Here is a 17,011-nt window from a genome sequence, read left to right as displayed (position 1 = left end):
TTTACGTCAACCCTCGGGAATAAACATTGTGTGAATTCGTCCGGCGCATTGACAGAAACCCCTTGACCGATCGACCATGCGTCCATGACCGAACGCACCGATGCCCTCCAGCGCCTGCGCAGAGCCAATGAAGCCGCCGTACTGGGCGAGCTGCGCAGGTCGGGGGCGCTGAGCCGGGGCGAGTTGAAGGACCGGGTCGGGCTGTCCCGTACGACCCTGTTCGCGATCGTGTCCGACCTGCTGGACCGCAACACGGTGGTCGAACAGCCGGCCCCCGACCCCGGGCAGCCGAGGGGGCGTGGCCGGCCGGCCCTGGAGATCTCGCTCAACTCGCGCGGCGCCGAACTGATCGGCATCGACCTCCAGCGCCACCACATCCACGTGGTCGTGGCCAACTGCGCCCACGAGATCGTCGGCCGGTACAGCGCTCCCGTACCGGCCGACAGCCAGGCCGCCGAGCGGGCCGCGCAGGCGATCCGCTCGGTGGAGGAGCTGATGCGGCGCGAGAACATCAGCCTCGCCCCGGTGCAGGGCATCGGCCTGGGCCTGCCCGGCTTCGTACAGAACCCGGCCTCCGCCGACCGGCACACGATGACCCCGTTCGCCGGGCACGTCGCCGCCGAACTCGGCCGGCACTTCGGCGCTCCGGTGCTCACCGACAACAACTCCCGGCTGGCCGCACTCGCCGAGGTCACCTGGGGCGCCGCGCGCGGCTTCGACAACGCCGTGTATCTGCGCTGGTCCCAGGGTGTCGGTGGCGGACTCGTCGTCAACGGCTCGCTGGTGCACGGCGCGCACGGCGCGGCCGGCGAGATCGGGCACACCAGCTGCGACCCCGAGGGCAAGCCCTGCCACTGCGGCGGCCGGGGCTGTCTGGAGGGCCTCATCTCCGTCCCCGCCCTGCTCGCCGCCTGTGCGGACCGGGGGGTGGACGCCCGGGACGCCCAGGAGCTGATCGCCCTCGCCGCCGAGGGCCGGCCGGAGGTGGCCGACGTGCTCCGCGGCGCGGCCGTCACCGCCGGGCGGGTGCTCGCCGCGCTCGCCGCCCAGGTCGATCCGGAGTGCGTCGTCGTCTACGGGGAGCCGGCGGCCCTGGACGACCTCGTCCTCACCCCGATCCGGGAGCAGATCGCGGCGCTCTCCCTGCCGTCCGCCCCCCGCTCCATCGAGGTGCGCGGCTCCACGCTCGGCGGCGATGCGGCCGCGCTCGGCGGCGTGGCGCTGCTGCTGCGCACCACGGGCCAGGACCTGGCGGAACTGCTCGACCGCCCCGCCCCCGTCCCGGCGGGCGGCCACGGCCGGACCGCCGCGCACGACGAAGGAACCTCCCGTTGAGCGCCTGCTGCGGGCCCGGCCGCGAGAGCGCGACCGCCGCCACCGCTCCCCCGGCCGACTTCGCGGTGCCGGTCCGCAGCACCGCCGACCTCCTGCGCGGCACGGTCGCCGTGCCCGGGGGGCCGTTCCTGATGGGCGGCGCCGACGAGGACGCGTTCCCCGCCGACGGGGAGGGGCCGGTCCGGGAGGTGGTCCTCACCCCGTTCCGGATCGACGCGGCCTGCGTTACCAACGCCGGGTTCGCGCGCTTCGTCAAGGCCACCGGCTACCGCACCGAGGCCGAACTCATCGGCTGGTCCTACGTATTCGGCCCCTTCGTCCCCCGCGAGGCCCGCCACGCCGTGCTTCCCGGCACCGTGCCGGGGGCCCCCTGGTGGAGCGCGGTGGCCGGGGCGAGCTGGCGGGCGCCCGAGGGGCCGGGCACCTCGATCGGGGACCGGCGGGACCATCCGGTGGTCCATGTGTCGTGGCACGACGCCTCGGCCTACGCCCGCTGGGCCGGCAAGCGGCTGCCCACCGAGGCCGAGTGGGAGAAGGCGGCCCGCGGCGGACGCGGCCGCGCCCGCTTCCCGTGGGGCGACGCGCTCACCCCGAACGGCCGGCACCGCTGCAACATCTGGCAGGGCGACTTCCCGGTCCGCAACACCCGGGAGGACGGCTACGCGGGCACCGCCCCCGTCAAGACCTACGCCCCCAACGGCTACGGGCTGTACAACGTCGCGGGCAACGTGTGGGAGTGGTGCGCCGACCGGTTCAGCGCCGACTGGCACGTCCCGGACCGCCCGGAGACCCGTATCGACCCCGCCGGGCCGCCGGACGGGGGCACCCGGGTGCTGCGCGGCGGCTCGCACCTGTGCCACCGCTCCTACTGCAACCGCTACCGGGTCGCCGCCCGCACCTCCAACACCCCCGACAGCACCACAGGTCACGGCGGGTTCCGCTGCGCGCTCTCGCTCTGAGCGCCCGCCCGGCCCCCGCTTCGACCCGGACATCCCTCCGGCTATCCTGGCCGCCACACCGGACACGGGGTGCCCCCACGCAGGGGGCTGAGATCACACCCGTCGAACCTGAACCAGTTAGCACTGGCGGAGGGATGTCTTCATGTCATTGCCGCATGCCCCGGGCGAGCGCGCCGCCGTGGCGCCGAGGCCCGCGTTCGGCGGGCGCATGCCCACCGCCCCCGGCGATCTGCGCATCGAGGCGCACGGGATAGCCCCGGTCCCCGAGGACCGCCGCTACGGCGGCCCCGGCCGCCTGTTCACGGTCTGGTTCGCGCCCAACCTGACGATGACCGGTGTCTTCACCGGCACCGTCGGCATCGCGTTGGGCCTGGACTTCGCGACCGCGCTCACCGCCGTCGTCTTCGGCACCCTCGTCGGGGCCGCGCCCACCGCGTATCTCGGCACCTGGGGCAGCCGCACCGGGTCCGGCCAACTCCCCCTCGCGCGGCTGGCGTTCGGCCCGGGTGTGGTCCTGCCGGGCGCGCTCCAGTGGCTGTCGTCCATCGCCTGGGACGCGCTGATCGGCCTGTTCGGCGGCGATGCGCTGGCCCAGTTGTGCGGCTGGCCGTTCTGGCTGGGGGTGCTGGTCATGATGGCCGCACAGGGTGCGCTGGGCGTGCTGGGCTACGAGGTGATCCACCGGCTCCAGACCGTGATGACGTTCGCGCTCGCCGCCGCCTTCGCCGTCCTCGCGACGAAGCTCCTGAACGGTGTCGACCCGGTGACCAGCGGGTCCGTGCACGGCGCGGACCGGGCCGGCGCCTTCGTCCTGACCTGCACCATCGCGCTGAGCCTCGCACTGTCCTGGGCCCCGTACGCCAGCGACTTCAGCCGCTACCTGCCGCGCGAGACGTCCCGGCCGCGCATGTTCTGGTGCACGCTGGGCGGGATCAGCGCCTCCTTCGTGACGGTCCAGACGATCGGGCTGTGGGGCGCCTCGGTCTTCACCGACCAGACCGCGCGTGGTGTCGACACCCTGCTCGGCGGGGGCGCACTCGGGGCGTTCGGGCTGCTCGCGGTCGCGCTGGCCGCGCTGTGCAGCAACGCGATGAACGACTACAGCGGCTCGCTGGCCCTGCAGACCATGGGGGTGCGCCTGCCGCGCCCGGCCGCCGCGGCGCTCGCCGCCGCCCTCGGCTTCCCGCTGGTGCTGTGGATGCACGCGGCCGACACGACGGCCCGCTTCCAGAACGTGCTGCTCCTCGTCGGCTACTGGATTCCCGGCTTCGTGGCGATCGTCTCCGTCGACTGGCTGGTCCGGGCGAGGGCCCGGCGCGGCGCCCCCGTGGGCCTGGCGGCCGAGCACGCCCGCCCGCGCCCGTGGTGGCCGTCGCTCGCCGCGTTCGCCGCGGCCTTCGCGGCGGCGGTGCCGTTCATGAGCACCGGTCTGTACGTGGGCCCGGTGGCCGAGGCGCTGCACGGGGCGGACCTCGCGTACGGGGTGGCGTTCCTCGCGGCCCTCGCGGTCTACGCCCCGCTGCGGCTGCGCCACCGCCGCTGACCGCTCACCGGGGGGTGTCCGGGTCGCCGGTCCAGGACCAGGCGGCCTTGCGCCCGCTCTCGACGAGGCCGATCACCCGGAACGCCGCGTCCGTGAGCCCGCCGGAGGTGTGCCGGCTGGGGCCGGTGGGGCTGTGGGCCGGCCGGTATCCCGCCAGGTTCCACGTGAGGACCGGGACCTCGCGCGGTACGGGGCCGGGGCCGCCGGGACCGTAGGGCGCGGACTGCTCCTCGGTGACGACGAGCACCCGGTCGTGGTCGCGGTAGTGGGTGCGCACCGCCTTCGTGGTGTCGGTGCCGCCGAGCGTGTGGAACCGTTTCAGCACATCGAGCACCGGTTCGCCGGGGGCGTACGGCACGGGCACGCTGCGCCAGCCGAACTCGACCAGGTCCGCCTGTTCGGCGCGCGGGGCGAGCGCCGTGCCGAACACGGCGGCGGCGTCGGCCCGGTTGAGCGTGGACCGCTCGGAGACGGTGTCCCAGAACATCGAGTCGGGCCGGTCCACCAGGACCAGCGTCCGGCCGGGCAGCGCGGGCACATGCGCCAGGCTGTGGCCAAGCGCCGTCTCCAACTCGTCCGCCCAGCGCGGGGAGGCGTGCTGGTGGGCGGCCAGGCGGCGGAACGGAAACTGCCGGGACCGGGCGACCTCCTCGGGGTCCGCGATGCGTGCGGCGACCGGGGCGGCGGCATCGCTTGGATTCGAAGGAAGTAGCCGCAGCCGAGCACATCGCCATGCGCGGGCGCGGTGTCACCGTACAAGAGCCGCCCGGCCGCGCACCACCGGATTGCGTGCCCGTCGCGGGAGTACGGCAACTGCGTCCCGTGTCAGCGGTATTGACCCCGATGAAACACTTCAATAGTTTCAGTATCTCCGACTCACACGGTACTCCCCGTGGAATGGAGACCCGATGACCGACGACGCCGCGACCTTCACCACGCGCTCCCCCGCGACCGGCGAGCGGATCGCCGAACACCCGGTGGACGGGCCGGATGAGGTCGCCCGCGCCTTGTCCCGGGCCCGGGACGCCCAGGCGGGCTGGGCGGCGCTGCCGGCCTCGCGGCGCCGCGACCACCTGCTGCGCTGGAAGAAGGCCCTCGCCACCGGGTTGGGGCCGGTGGCCCGGACCATCGCCGAGGAGACCGGCAAACCGGCCGGTGACGCCGCGCTGGAGGTCGTGCTCACGCTGGAACACCTGGCCTGGGCCGCCCGCAACGCGGAGCGCGTGCTGCGCCGGCGGAAGGTGGGCACCGGAGTCTTCACCGTCCACCAGCGCGCCTCCCTGGTGTACCGGCCGCTCGGCGTGATCGGTGTGATCGGCCCCTGGAACTACCCGCTGTACACGCCGATGGGCTCCATCGGGTACGCCCTGGCGGCGGGCAACGCCGTCGTCTTCAAACCGTCCGAACTGACCCCGGCCACCGGCCTGCTGCTCGCCGGCCTCTTCGACGCCGCCGTGCCCGAGTACGCCGGACTGCTCACCACGGTCACCGGGCCCGCGTCCACCGGGGACGCGCTCGCCAGGTCCGGGGTCGACAAGCTGGCGTTCACCGGCTCACCGGGGACGGCCCGCAAGGTGATGGCGGTGTGCGCCGAGACGTTGACACCGTTCCTCGCCGAGTGCGGCGGGAAGGACGCGGTGATCGTGACGGCGGACGCCGACCTGGACGCCGCCGCCGACGCCATCGTCTGGGGCGCGCTGAGCAACGCCGGCCAGACCTGCGCGGGTGTGGAGCGCGTCTACGCGGTGCGCGAGATCCACGCGGCCCTGTGCGCACGCGTGGCCGAGCGGGCAGGGAAGCTGCGCCCCGGGGCCGGGCCGGACGCCACGTACGGCCCGATGACGCTGCCTGGCCAGGTCGCGATCGTGGAGGACCATGTGACCGGGGCGGTCTCGGCGGGCGCCCGGGCCCTGCTGGGCGGGCCCGAGTCGGTGCGCGCCCCGTTCGTCGCGCCGGTGGTGCTGACCGGGGTGCCGGAGGACGCGGCGGCGATGACCGAGGAGACCTTCGGGCCGGTCATGGCGATCAACGCGGTGGCGGGCGTGGACGAGGCGGTGGAGCGGGCCAACGCCTCCCGTTACGCGCTCGGGGCCGCGGTGTTCTGCCGCAGCGGGCGCACCGGTGCGGCGATCGCGGCGCGGCTGCGGGCTGGGGCGGTCTCGGTGAACTCGGTGCTGGGCTTCGCGGCGGTGCCGGCGCTGCCGTTCGGCGGTTCGCAGGACTCCGGGTTCGGCCGGATCCACGGTGAGGAGGGGCTGCGTGCCTTCACCTCCGTGCAGTCGATGACGGTGCAGCGGTTCACGCCGCCGATCGCACTGACCTCCTTCGAGGTGCCGGCCGCGACACGGGAGCGCGCGATCCGGATGGCCCGGGCGCTGCACCGGCGTCGCTGAGCGGCCGGGGCGCCCGTCAGGCGTCCAGGAGCGGGGCCAGGTAGCGGCGGGCGAAGGCCCTGGCCTGCTCCTCGTCCTCCAACTCGATGCAGCTGGCGGGGTTGAGCAGGAAGGACACGGCCACCCGCACCATGAGTTCGGCGACCGGCCGCGGGTCCTCGTCGGGGCGGCCCTCGGCCTGCTGGGCGCGGCGCAGATGGGCCGTCAGATAGGCGACGGTGGCGGAGAGCGTGGAGCCGCCCTGCACGGTCATGTACGGCAGCACCACCTCGGGCTCCAGCTTCAGCAGCCCGCCGAAGAGCGGGTGGGCGCGGGTGTGGCGGAGAGCGACCACGAAGCCCTCGACGACCCGCTCCTCCATGGTGGGCAGCGCCGCGACGGCCGCGTCCAGCCGCTGGAAGAACCGGCCGTGTTCGCGCAGCAGGGTGGCCATGACCAGGTTGTCCTTGGTCTGGAAGCGCCGGAAGACGGTGACGCGGGAGACCCCGGCCCGCTTGGCGACGTCGTCCACGGAGGAGCGGCGCAGGCCCAGCAGGGTGAACTGCTCCAGCGCGGCGTCGAGAATCCGCCGCGCCGTCGGGTCCTCCGTCTCCGACTCGGCGATGGCCCGGGTGAGCGCCGAGTCGTTCGTGTCAGTTCTCATGCCGCTCACGATACCGGCGGACCCCTCCCCGTGAGTCGATGAAACGTTTACCATCCCTCAGTAACATGCTTCCGACCCAGGAGGACCTGATGGGCAGTCGCCTCACCGAGGAACAGGCCGGTTTCGTCGCCGCCATCCGCGATTTCGCCAAGCGGGAGTGCGGGACCCGGGAGCAGCGCGACGCGCTGACCGCCGGCGGCCGCGAGGCCCACAACCCCGAGCTGTACGGGCGGCTCGCCGAGCTGGGCTGGCTGGGGGTGTGCCTGCCCGAGGAGTACGGAGGCGCCGGCGGCGGGCTGGCCGACGCCTGCCTCTTCCTGGAGGAGACCTCGTACGGGATGGTCCCGGCCGGCGGCTTCATCACCACCGTCATCGCCGCGAAGGCGTACGAGAGCTTCGGCTCCGAGGAGCAGCGGCGGGAGGTGCTGTCCGGGGTCGTGCGCGGTGACGTGCTGTCCATCGCCATGTCGGAGCCGGGGGCCGGGTCGGACGTCGGCGCGCTGCGCTGCCGGGCCCGGCGGGATCCGGACGGCACATGGGTGATCGACGGCCAGAAGACCTGGATCTCCAACGCGCACTGCGCCGAGCACATCCTGCTGGTGGCCCGTACCGGCGAGGACAAGCACGGCGGCCTGACCATGTTCCATCTGCCCGCCCGCGCCCCGGGCGTGGAGATCCGGCGCATCGACACCATGGGCGGCCGCGAGGTCAACGACGTCTTCCTCACCGGCGTCCACCTGCCCGCGGACGCGGTCGTCGGGCAGGTGGACAACGGCTGGCGGCAGCTGATGGCGGGGCTGAACCACGAGCGGCTGTTCCTGGCGTCGAACATGCTGGGTCTGGCGCGCCGCGCCTTCGACGACACGGTCGGCTATGTGCGCGAGCGGGAGCAGTTCGGCCGGCCGGTCGGCTCCTTCCAGGCGCTGCGGCACCGGATCGCCGATCTCGCCACCGAGATCGAGTGCGCCCGGCTGCTGGTGCGGGAAGTGGCTCTGGACTGCGACGCGCAGCCCGACAAGCTGTTTCCGCGCGAGGCGTCGATGGCCAAGCTGAAGGCGACCGAGACCGCCAAGCGGGCCGCGCTGGAGGGCATGCAGATGATGGGCGGCTACGGCTACACCACGGAGTTCGACATGGAACGCCATCTGCGGGCCGCGGTGGTCTCCACGGTGTACGGCGGGACCAGCGAGATCCAGCGGGACGTCATCGGCAGGACGTACGGCCTCTGAGACGGCCGGGGCGCGGCGGGACGACCACCCGCCGCGCCCCTGGGGTCCCCGCTCAGTCCTGGTAGAGCCCAAAGAGCGCGTCGCCGTACTTGTCCCGGATGACCCGGCGCCGCATCTTCAGCGACGGCGTCAGCTCACCGGTGGCCGGACCCCATTCCTCGGCCAGCAGCTCGTACCGCTTGACCTGCTCGCTGCGGTTGAGCCGGGCGTTGGCGGCGGCGACCGCCCGGTCCGTCTCCGCCAGGACGGCCGGGTGCTGGGCGAGCCCGGCCAGTCCCCCGTCGACGGGGACGCCGTTGGCCTCGGCCCAGGCGGGTGCGGCCTCCGCGTCGAGGACCAGCAGGGCGACCAGGTAGGAGCGGTTGTCGCCGTGCACCATGGCCTGGCCGATCAGCGGGTGTTCCTTGAGGGCGTTCTCGACCAGGGCCGGCGAGACGTTCTTGCCGGTGGAGGTGACGATCATCTCCTTCTTGCGGTCGGTGAGCCAGAGGAAGCCGTCCTCGTCCATCCGCCCGATGTCACCGGTGGCCAGCCAGCCGTCGTCGTCCACGGCGGCCAGCACCGAACCGTCCGGCCTGAGGTAGCCGGAGCAGACGGACGCGCCCCGCACCAGGATCTCCCCGTCCTCGGCGACCCGGACCTCCACGGATTCCACCGGGCGCCCCACCGAGCCGAGCCGGAACCCGGCCCGCGGGCTGTTGCTGGTGGCCACCCCGGTCGTCTCGGTCAGCCCCCAGGCATCCATGACGACGATGCCGAAACCGGCCCAGAACCTCACCACGTCGACCGGCATCGGCGCCGACGCGCTGGCCGACCAGGTCACCCGGTCCAGGCCGCCCGCGGCCAGCATCGGCAGCAGCACGTCCTCGCGCACCTGGCCGTAGCGCTTCTCCAGTTCGGCGGGCGGTGTCTCGCCACGCTCCCGGTACCCGACGTGCTCGCGCCCGACCTCGAACGCCTCGTCGATGACCTTCCGCTGCTCGGCCGGCATCAGCGAGAGGATGCCGCGCACGGTGGCGGACAGCTTCTCCCAGATCCTCGGCACCCCGAAGAACTGCGCGGGCCGCACCTCGCGCACCACCGCGGCCACTCCCGTCGGGTCGGCGCAGAGGTAGACGTGCGAGGCCCGGTGACAGGGCAGGTAGATGCCGAGCATCCGTTCGGCGATGTGGGCGAACGGCAGGTAGCAGATGTGCTCGACGTGCGGCGGCAACTCCACCACGGCGTCCAGCGCGAGCGCGTTGGACAGCACCTGGCGGTGGGTCAGGACGACGCCCTTGGGCTCGCCGCTGGTGCCGGAGGTGTAGACGACGGTCAGCGGGTCCTCGGGGCGTGCCGCGTCCAGCTCCCCGGCGAACCCCACCGCCGCCGGCTCCCCGAGCAGCGCGGCGTACGGGAGATGGCCGCCCTCCGCCCCCGGCTCGGCCACCACCAGGCGCTCCAGCGGTGTTCCGGCGTCGGTCAGCAGCGGCTCCCACACCGCCACCTGGGCGGCAGCGTCCACCACGGCCAGGCGGGCCCGGCAGTTGCGGGCGATGTGCGTGACCTGCTCGGGGGCCGCGGTGCCGTAGACGCTGACCGGGACCGCGCCGAGCCGGACCAGGGCCAGGTCGGACAGCCAGTGCTCGGGCCGGTTCGGCATCATCAGCAGGACACGGTCGCCGCGGCCGACCCCGAGGGCCCGGAAACCGGCGGCGAGCGTACGGGTGTGCTCCTCGACCTCCGCCCAGCTGTACGTCGACCAGCCGCCGCCGGAGCCCGCCGGCTGCCAGGAGAGCGCGGGCAGGTGCGGGTACGTGTGTGCGTTGCGGGCCAGCAGCTGGGGCAGCGTGCGGTCGGCCGGGGCTTCGGGCAGCTCGACGGTGGTGCGGGGTGCCGGTGTCATCGGGGCCTCCTTGCGGATGGTGGACGGGGTGCGGTGGCGTCCGCCGTGGTCACAGCCAGCTCCTGACGCGTTCGATCAGCCGGGCGGGGTCGGGGCCCACCGGGGTGACGTTGAGCATGGTGACGCCCGCCTCGCGGAAGACCTCGACGCGGTCGCGGACGTAGCCCTCGGGACCGGCCAGGCACAGGCGCTCCAGCAGTTCGGCCGGGACCGCCGCCTCCGCCTCCTTCCTGCGGCCCGCGAGGTAGTGCTCCTGGATGGCCGCCGCCTCGCCCTCGTAGCCGTAGGAGCAGACGAGGTCGTGGTAGAAGTTGCGGCCGGGCGCGCCCATGCCGCCGACGTAGAGGGCGACGGTGGGGCGCATGAGGTCGCGGACCGCCTCGGCGTCGTCGCCGATGGCCAGCGGGCCGCCCGCCACGACCTGGAGCGGGCCGAGCGCGGGATCACGCCCGGCGGCGCCCTCGGACAGGGCCTTCCCCCAGACGTCGGCGGCGCGCTCGGGAACGTACAGGAACGGCAGCCAGCCGTCGGCGGTCTCGGCGGTCATCCGCACGTTGGCGGGGCCCAGTGCCGCGACGTAGACGGGGATGGTGTCGCGGACGGGGTGGTTCAGCAGCTTCAGCGGCTTGCCGAGGGTGCCGCCCTTCTCCGGCGGCAGCGGCAGGTCGGTGATGCCGTGGTGCTCGATCACCTCGCGCCGCCAGATCCTCCGGGAGAGCTCGATCACCTCGCGGGTGCGGCCGAGCGGGCGGTCGTAGCGGCGGCCGTGCCAGCCCTCGACCACCTGGGGTCCGGAGGCGCCGACCCCGAGGAGGGCGCGGCCGCCGCTGATCGCGTCCAGGCCGGCGGCGGTCTGGGCGATCAGGGCGGGGGTGCGCGAATAGACGTTGACGATGGCCGAGCCGATCCGCATCCGGTCGGTCTTCGCGGCCAGGTACCCCATGACCGTCGGGGAGTCGAAGCCGTACGCCTCCGCCACCCAGACGGCGTCGAGTCCGGCGGGCTCCAGGGCGGCGGCCCGGTCGGCGGCGGCGCGCGGATCGCCGGCGTAGGTCAGGGGTGAGGACAGTTCCATGGGTTCCTCTCTCGGCATGCGGTACGCACGCCACCGCCCGGTCCGGGTCTACTGAGCGTTCGCTAAGAACGTAGAAGTGCGGCGCCGGGCGGTCAACTCCCTGTAGCGAACGAGTTCTTGCGGGCATCTACCGGTGAAGCGAGAGCCGGCAGTAGGCTGACCGCCGGAGTTTCCTGATCGAGCGCTAAGCAACTGGAACGAGGCACTTGCGACGCACGGGCCGTACGAAGCCGCCGATCGCCGCCCGTCCCGAGGAGAGCAGTTGAGCACCGAGACCAGCCAGGACATCGCACCACCGGCGGAGCACTGGCGCTCCTACCGGCCGCTCGACCTGCACCCGATCCTGACGCACGCCATGGAGGCGTTCAACGAGCACGGCTACCACGGCACTTCGGTCCGGGACATCGCCGGCCGGGTGGGCGTCACCGTGCCCGCGCTGTACTACCACTACGCGAACAAGCAGGCCCTGCTGGCCACCTTGCTGGAGACGTCCATCAAGGACGTCCTGGACCGCTGCCGGTCCGCGGCGGCCGAGGCCGGGGACGATCCGCTGGCGCGGTACTGCCGGATGGTCGAGTCGATCGTGCTCTCCATGGCCCACCGCCGCCAACTGGCCTTCCTGGACACCGAGATCCGCAGCCTGGAGCCGGAGAACCGGGCCCGATACGTGGCGCTGCGCGACTACCTCGAACACATGTTGCTGGACACCGTGGAGGCGGGCCGCGCCCGGGGCGTGTTCAGCACACCGATCCCCGCCGACGCCGTGCGCGCGGTGCTCACCATGTGCCAGGGGGTCGCCAACTGGTTCCGCTCGGACGGCCCGCTCACCGCCGAGGAGGTCGCGGAACGGCACGTCCTGCTGAGCCTGGGCACCGTGGGCCACTCCCCGGCGGCCACACCCTGAATCCCCGCTCCGCCGAGGCAGTACCGACGAGAGGACACCCGTATGAACGCGCTCGACGCCCGCGCCCGGTTCCGGGAACTGCGGGAAGGGGACGGCCTGATCGAACCCGGTGAACTCGACGCCGTGTGGGCGGCGTTGGACACCGTCCGCCCGCAGGACGTACTCGGCGAGTGGAAGGGCGGCGAGTTCCGTACCGGCCACCCGCTCGAAGGGGTGCCGGCCGAGGCCGACTGGTACGGCAAGACGTTCGCCTCCGTGCACGACGCCAAGCCGCTGATGTGCCGCAACGCGGCAGGCGAGCTGTACTCCAACCTGGAGCTCGGCCAGGGCGAAGCCAGCCTGTGGACGGTCGAGTTCCGCGGCGAGTCGACGGCCACCATGGTCTACGACGGCCGGCCGGTCTTCGACCACTTCAAGCGGGTGGACGGGACGACGCTGATGGGGATCATGAACGCCAAGGGGGTGCCCGCCGACGGCCCCTTCTACTACTTCTTCCTGGAGCGGGCTTCCGAGGCACCGCCCGCCGCCGGCGAGGGGGCGTGAGGCACGTCCGCGCGGCGGTCACCGACGCCCCCGGCGCCCCGTTCGCCGTCCGGGACGCGGACCTCCAGGACCCGCGCCCGCGCGAGGTGCTGGTGCGGATGACGGCGGCGGGCCTCTGCCACACCGACCTCGCGATGCAAGGCACCTGGCCGCGCCACCTCACCCCGATGGTCTTCGGCCACGAGGGCGCCGGCCGGGTCGAGGCGGTGGGTGCGGCTGCGGCCCGGACCGGGGTCCTCGCTGGTCGTCCTGGGCGCCGGCGGGGTCGGCCTGAGCGCCCTGATGGCCGCCGTCGCCGTGGGCTGTGATCCGGTGGTGGCCGTCGATCCGGTCGCCTCCCGCCGGGAGCTGGCCACCGCGCTCGGTGCGGCGGCCGCGCTGGCCCCGGGGGACGGCCTGGCGGCGGCGCTGCGCGAGCTGACGGGCGGCGGCGCGCACCACGTCGTGGAGACCACCGGCCGCCCGGAGACGGTCCGCCGGGCCGTCGGGGCGCTGCGGCCCCGCGGTGAACTCACCTGCTGGGCCTGGGCGGCGAGGTGACCTTCGACGTGATGGGTCTGCTCGCCAAGGGTGTGCGGGTCCACGGGGTGATCGAGGGCGACTCCGACCCCGGTCGCTTCGTCCCCGAGCTGGTCGCCCTGTACCGGCGCGGTCTCTTCCCGCTCGACCGGCTGGTCACCACGTTCCCGTTCGAGGAGATCGGCAGGGCGGCGGCCGCGATGCGGGACGGCAGCGTGGTCGAACCGGTCCTCACCTTCTGAGGCGGCGACGGCGGGCCGGCCCGCTGACCCTGTGTGATTGACTGATCCGCATGGTCCCAGCCCCCCGCTCCGCCCGCCGGGCCGCGACCGGCGACCGGACGGCGGCGACCCGGCCCCGCAACCGCAGGCAGCTGATCGTCGAGGCGGCCGGGCGGGTGTTCAGCGAGCGCGGCTACCACACGGCGTCCATGGAGGAGGTGGCCTCCGCGGTCGGGATCACCGCCGCCGCCCTGTACCGGCACTTCCCGAACAAGTACGCCCTGTTCGCCGAGTGCGCCGACGTCATGGTGGACGGACTGGTCGCCGCGCTGGACCAGGTGGAGCCCGGGGCGGCCCTGACGGACGTACTGCTGCCGCTCACCCGGATCACCGTCACGCATCGCGCGTCGGGCGGTGTGTACCGCTGGGAGGCCCGCTATCTCAGCCGCGAGGACCGGCGGCGTCTCGGGGCGAAGTTCGGCCGCCTGGTCGCGCGGGTGGACGAGGCTGTGCGGCGCGAGTTTCCGCTGCCCGACGACCGCCTGCGGGCGATGGCCGCCCTCGGTGCCATCGCCTCCATCACGATGCATCACACCTCCATCGCGCAGCGCCGGGCCGAGGACCTGCTGCTGGCGTCCGCGCTGAACGTGGCCGCCTGCGATCCCTCGGCGGGCCGGCCCGACGCGCACCCCGTCGAGCTGCCCGCCCAGCCGGTGCCGCGCACCCGGCGCGCGCAGATCCTCGCGGCGTCCGTGCCGCTCTTCGCCCGGGACGGCTTCGCCAGTGTCACCAACGGACAGATCGCGCAGGCGGTGGGGCTGACTCCGTCCGCGCTCTACCGTCACTACCCGGGCAAGATCGACATCCTGGCGGCGGCGTGTCTCCAGGCAGCGGGGCTGCTGGCCCAGGGCGTGGAGCAGAGCCTGCGCGGGGTGGCGGGCCCGCACGAGGCGATCGTCGCACTGGCGGCGACCTATGTGGCCTACAGCTTCGAGCACACCGAGCTCAACAGCGTCGCCGAGGCGGAGGTCGCCGGCCTGCCGGCCGATCTGCGGCGGCCCCTGGTCCTGGCCCAGCGGGAGCACATCGCCGTCTGGGAGCAGCAGTTGCGCCTGGCCCGCCCGGAGCTGGACCCGCGCCAGGCCCGGGTACTGGTGCACGCGGGGTTCGGCGTGGCGGTCGAGGCGGGACGGGGACTGCGGTGGCGGGATCGCCCCGGTCACCGTGAGGCGGTGACCGCGCTGGTCGTGAGCGCGCTGGGCCTGTGAGCGAAGGCTCCCGTCCGATTCCGCTGTGCCCGCCCGGGGGCGGGCGCAGCGGAATCGGTGCGGCTCAGGCGGCCCGGTTCCCGGTGGGGATCGTGATGGGCGTGGCGGTCCCGGAGGAGCCCTTGTTGAGGAAGAGCATCGCCAGACCGCGCACCATCTGGTCGATCGCGTAGAACGTGCCCGGCATGATGGGTGAGAGGCCCTCACGGAAGAGGATGTACGCCGGCCACGCGGTGCGGACGAGGGCCGCGGACACGTAGTCGCGCTTCAGCCCCAGCCAGTCGCCGACCGCGTCGCTGAGGACGTAGCGCACGAACTCGTTCAGGAACCCGCGTGTGACGCCGAGGTCGATCTGCGCGGTCAGACCGAGCAGTTGCCCGGCCAGTGCGATGCCCTCGGTGGTCGGGGTGAGGATCGGGGTCAGCACCTGCTCCGACTGCGCATGGGCCGCCGCCCAGGTCTGGGGGATGTGCTCGTCCGGCACGCCGAGCAGGTGGATGGCGACCTGCCACGAGTGCAGGAACGCCTCCTGGTCCGCCGCCGAGAAGGGCACCTTCCAGTCGAGCAGCTTCCGGTGCACATAGGTGCCCAGGCTGTGGAAGGTGACCAGGATGTCGGCGGCGCTGATCGGGACGGACTCGTCGGCGACGGCCCGCCAGTGCGGCGACTGCGGCAGCAGGTGGCGCACCGCCGCGTGCACCACGCGGGTCTTGTTGGCGGTGACGACGAACTGCCCCTGTGGACGGAAGGCCCCCAGCTGGGCCAGGTCGTAGCCGAACGTGAACGTCTTGGCCGCCCGGTCCTGCATGTCGGCGCCGCCCGCGGACCAGTAGACGCTCCTGGCCTCGCGCGGGATCACGGTGCTCATGATGCCGCTGCCGAGGCCGTACAGCATGAACAGGTAGGTGTCCTTGCGCCGGTTGAAGTCGGCGGCGCGGTCCAGCTTGGCCTGGTCGGCCCAGGAGGGCAGCCGGTTGACCTGTTGCAGGTAGCCGCTGAACTCGGCCGGCAGCCCGGTGGGCAGCGGGTCCTTGTTGTTCACCCACGACGCCCACGCGGTGTTGATCGCGGGCACGTGGCCGTTCTCCAGCATCGACACCATCAGGGGGTCCGCCAGGTCGTCCCAGATCCACTGCGGTCCCGTCCCGGCGTCGGCGGTGGTCGCCGAGCCCGAGGACGCCCACGCCGGGACGGGGTTCGCCACGCCCGCGAGGCCGAGTGCGGCACCGAGCGTCAGTAGCTTTCGCCTGCTGAGATTTTCCATTGACTTACCTGCTTCCGTGGAGGACCAGACAGTTCCAGGCGCCTTCTCAGACTTGCTGATTGCGCGACCAACGCGCTGTGGATCTTGTCACGCATATGTGATTTCCGATTAACATAGCGAGGTGTGTAGCCGTCGGCAATGGTGGTGACCGAGAGGGTGTGCGCGAGGCATCATGGGGGCTTCCCGCACGCTTCCCGGAACGAGGACGCCGCATGGACACCGACACCGGACGCCGTGGCCCGCGCGCGACGGCTGTGCTGCGGGGCCTGCGCGCACCGGGGCTCGCCCCCTGGGCCCACCTGTACGAGCCGCCGGCGCCGCCCCGGCCGGGTGCGCCGCGCGCCGTGTTCCTGGGGGTGTCCACGATCCTGCTGGACGACGGGGACACCGCGATCCTCACGGACGGGTTCTTCAGCCGCCCCGGTCTCCTGCGCATGCGCTTCGGCCGGCTCCGCCCCGACCCCGTACGCATCGCGGCGGGTCTGCGCCGGGGCGGTGCCGACCGGCTCGACGCCGTCTTCGTGGTCCACTCGCACTACGACCACGCGCTGGACTCGCCCCAGGTGGCCGCCGCCACGGGGGCCCGGCTCATCGGCTCCCCGTCCACCCGCAACATCGCCCGGGGGCAGGGCTTCCCCGACGACCGCTTCCAACTGGCTGCCATCGGGGAGCCGTTCACGGTCGGCTCCTTCACGCTGACCGCCCTGCCCGCCCGGCACAGCCCGGGCGACCTCGCCCCCGGCCGCATCGACCGGCCGCTACGGCCACCGGTCCGGGCCACCGACTACCGGACCGGCGACTGCTACACCCTGCACGTCCGCCACGGCACCCGTGAACTCCTGATCCACGCCAGCGCCCACAGCCTCCCCGGCGCGCTCGACGGCCACCGTGCCGAGACGGTGTACCTGGGTATCGGCGCGCTGGGCCATCAGGACGAGGCGTTCCGGGAGGAGTACTGGCACCGGCTGGTCACCGCCACGGGCGCCCGGCGGGTCGTCCCCGTCCACTGGGACGACTTCTTCCGCCCCCTGGACCGGCCCCTGCGGCCGTTCCGCGCGTTCCTCGACGACTTCACGGCCACGATGGACTTCCTGACCCGCGCGGCGGAACGCACGGGGGTCGTCCTGGCCCTGCCCGTACTGGGCCGCCGGGCCGACCCCTGGCCGGACGGCGGTGCGCCGGGCTGTCGTTCCTGACGGGAGCCCGGCGCACTCCTTCCCGCTGGATCGG

The 17,011-nt window shown here is 73.3% G+C and carries 13 protein-coding genes, 2 pseudogenes and 1 riboswitch; of the genes and pseudogenes, 10 read left to right on the top strand and 5 right to left on the bottom strand.

Going from position 1 to position 17,011, the window contains the following annotated elements; translation table 11 throughout:
- The first annotated feature begins 84 nt into the window (after positions 1 to 84).
- The 3 genes from E6R18_RS05120 to E6R18_RS05110 all read left to right on the top strand — a co-directional run bounded on the left by E6R18_RS05120 (position 85) and on the right by E6R18_RS05110 (position 3,837).
- A complete protein-coding gene (locus E6R18_RS05120; RefSeq protein ID WP_136315628.1) occupies positions 85 to 1,335 on the top strand; it encodes an ROK family transcriptional regulator in 1,251 nt (416 codons plus the stop codon).
- Positions 1,332 to 2,294 (top strand): formylglycine-generating enzyme family protein, encoded by a 963-nt coding sequence (locus E6R18_RS05115; RefSeq protein ID WP_136315627.1) that lies wholly within the window; start codon positions 1,332 to 1,334, stop codon positions 2,292 to 2,294. The genes E6R18_RS05120 and E6R18_RS05115 overlap by 4 nt, the downstream gene beginning before the upstream one ends.
- A 55-nt stretch (positions 2,295 to 2,349) precedes the next feature.
- Positions 2,350 to 2,446, top strand: a riboswitch (TPP riboswitch).
- The gene (locus tag E6R18_RS05110; RefSeq protein ID WP_136315626.1) at positions 2,437 to 3,837 is read left to right on the top strand and encodes a cytosine permease; all 1,401 of its coding nucleotides are present in this window, start codon (positions 2,437 to 2,439) and stop codon (positions 3,835 to 3,837) included. Its footprint overlaps the riboswitch before it by 10 nt.
- 4 nt (positions 3,838 to 3,841) lie before the next feature.
- Here the strand turns inward: E6R18_RS05110 and E6R18_RS05105 are convergent.
- Positions 3,842 to 4,528: pseudogene (locus E6R18_RS05105) on the bottom strand (TROVE domain-containing protein); the annotation flags it as partial.
- A gap of 217 nt (positions 4,529 to 4,745) precedes the next feature.
- Between E6R18_RS05105 and E6R18_RS05100 the strand changes: the two are divergent.
- The gene (locus E6R18_RS05100; RefSeq protein WP_136315625.1) at positions 4,746 to 6,230 is read left to right on the top strand and encodes an aldehyde dehydrogenase family protein; all 1,485 of its coding nucleotides are present in this window, start codon (positions 4,746 to 4,748) and stop codon (positions 6,228 to 6,230) included.
- 16 nt (positions 6,231 to 6,246) lie between these two features.
- On the opposite strand, the gene E6R18_RS05095 is transcribed toward E6R18_RS05100, so the two are convergent.
- On the bottom strand, positions 6,247 to 6,873 hold the full coding sequence (locus tag E6R18_RS05095; protein ID WP_136315624.1) for a TetR/AcrR family transcriptional regulator: 627 nt from the start codon (positions 6,871 to 6,873) through the stop codon (positions 6,247 to 6,249).
- Between the two features lie 89 nt (positions 6,874 to 6,962).
- Between E6R18_RS05095 and E6R18_RS05090 the strand changes: the two genes are divergently transcribed.
- Positions 6,963 to 8,102: an acyl-CoA dehydrogenase family protein gene (locus tag E6R18_RS05090; RefSeq protein ID WP_136315740.1), complete on the top strand. Its 1,140-nt coding sequence runs from the start codon at positions 6,963 to 6,965 to the stop codon at positions 8,100 to 8,102.
- 52 nt (positions 8,103 to 8,154) lie between these two features.
- Here E6R18_RS05090 and E6R18_RS05085 read toward each other — a convergent pair whose 3' ends face one another.
- Together E6R18_RS05085 and E6R18_RS05080 are read right to left on the bottom strand one after the other, a co-directional pair.
- Positions 8,155 to 9,987: an AMP-dependent synthetase/ligase gene (locus E6R18_RS05085; protein ID WP_136315623.1), complete on the bottom strand. Its 1,833-nt coding sequence runs from the start codon at positions 9,985 to 9,987 to the stop codon at positions 8,155 to 8,157.
- Between the two features lie 49 nt (positions 9,988 to 10,036).
- A complete protein-coding gene (locus tag E6R18_RS05080) occupies positions 10,037 to 11,062 on the bottom strand; it encodes an LLM class F420-dependent oxidoreductase (protein ID WP_136315622.1) in 1,026 nt (341 codons plus the stop codon).
- A gap of 262 nt (positions 11,063 to 11,324) precedes the next feature.
- Here E6R18_RS05080 and E6R18_RS05075 point away from each other — a divergent pair, with 262 nt between their 5' ends.
- From E6R18_RS05075 to E6R18_RS05060, 4 genes and pseudogenes are all read left to right on the top strand, one after another.
- The gene (locus E6R18_RS05075; RefSeq protein WP_136315621.1) at positions 11,325 to 11,966 is read left to right on the top strand and encodes a TetR/AcrR family transcriptional regulator; all 642 of its coding nucleotides are present in this window, start codon (positions 11,325 to 11,327) and stop codon (positions 11,964 to 11,966) included.
- A gap of 42 nt (positions 11,967 to 12,008) precedes the next feature.
- A complete protein-coding gene (locus tag E6R18_RS05070) occupies positions 12,009 to 12,509 on the top strand; it encodes a DUF4334 domain-containing protein (protein WP_136315620.1) in 501 nt (166 codons plus the stop codon).
- Positions 12,506 to 13,270, top strand: a pseudogene (locus tag E6R18_RS05065) (zinc-binding dehydrogenase). The gene E6R18_RS05070 and the pseudogene E6R18_RS05065 overlap by 4 nt, the downstream one beginning before the upstream one ends.
- 50 nt (positions 13,271 to 13,320) lie before the next feature.
- The gene (locus tag E6R18_RS05060; RefSeq protein ID WP_136315619.1) at positions 13,321 to 14,517 is read left to right on the top strand and encodes a TetR/AcrR family transcriptional regulator; all 1,197 of its coding nucleotides are present in this window, start codon (positions 13,321 to 13,323) and stop codon (positions 14,515 to 14,517) included.
- Between the two features lie 64 nt (positions 14,518 to 14,581).
- On the opposite strand, the gene E6R18_RS05055 is transcribed toward E6R18_RS05060, so the two are convergent.
- Positions 14,582 to 15,781 carry an oxygenase MpaB family protein gene (locus tag E6R18_RS05055; protein ID WP_136315618.1) on the bottom strand — a complete coding sequence of 400 codons (1,200 nt, stop codon included), beginning with the start codon at positions 15,779 to 15,781 and terminating at the stop codon, positions 14,582 to 14,584.
- A gap of 212 nt (positions 15,782 to 15,993) precedes the next feature.
- Between E6R18_RS05055 and E6R18_RS05050 the strand changes: the two genes are divergently transcribed.
- Entirely contained in the window at positions 15,994 to 16,977 is a 984-nt protein-coding gene (locus E6R18_RS05050; RefSeq protein ID WP_136315617.1) for an MBL fold metallo-hydrolase, read from the top strand.
- Positions 16,978 to 17,011: the final 34 nt, after the last annotated feature.

Origin of the sequence: Streptomyces sp. A1277 (assembly GCF_004795015.1) — a bacterium.
Taxonomy (GTDB): domain Bacteria; phylum Actinomycetota; class Actinomycetes; order Streptomycetales; family Streptomycetaceae; genus Streptomyces.
Note: the sequence above shows the minus strand (reverse complement) of the source record. Positions and strands in the feature narration are given on the sequence as shown.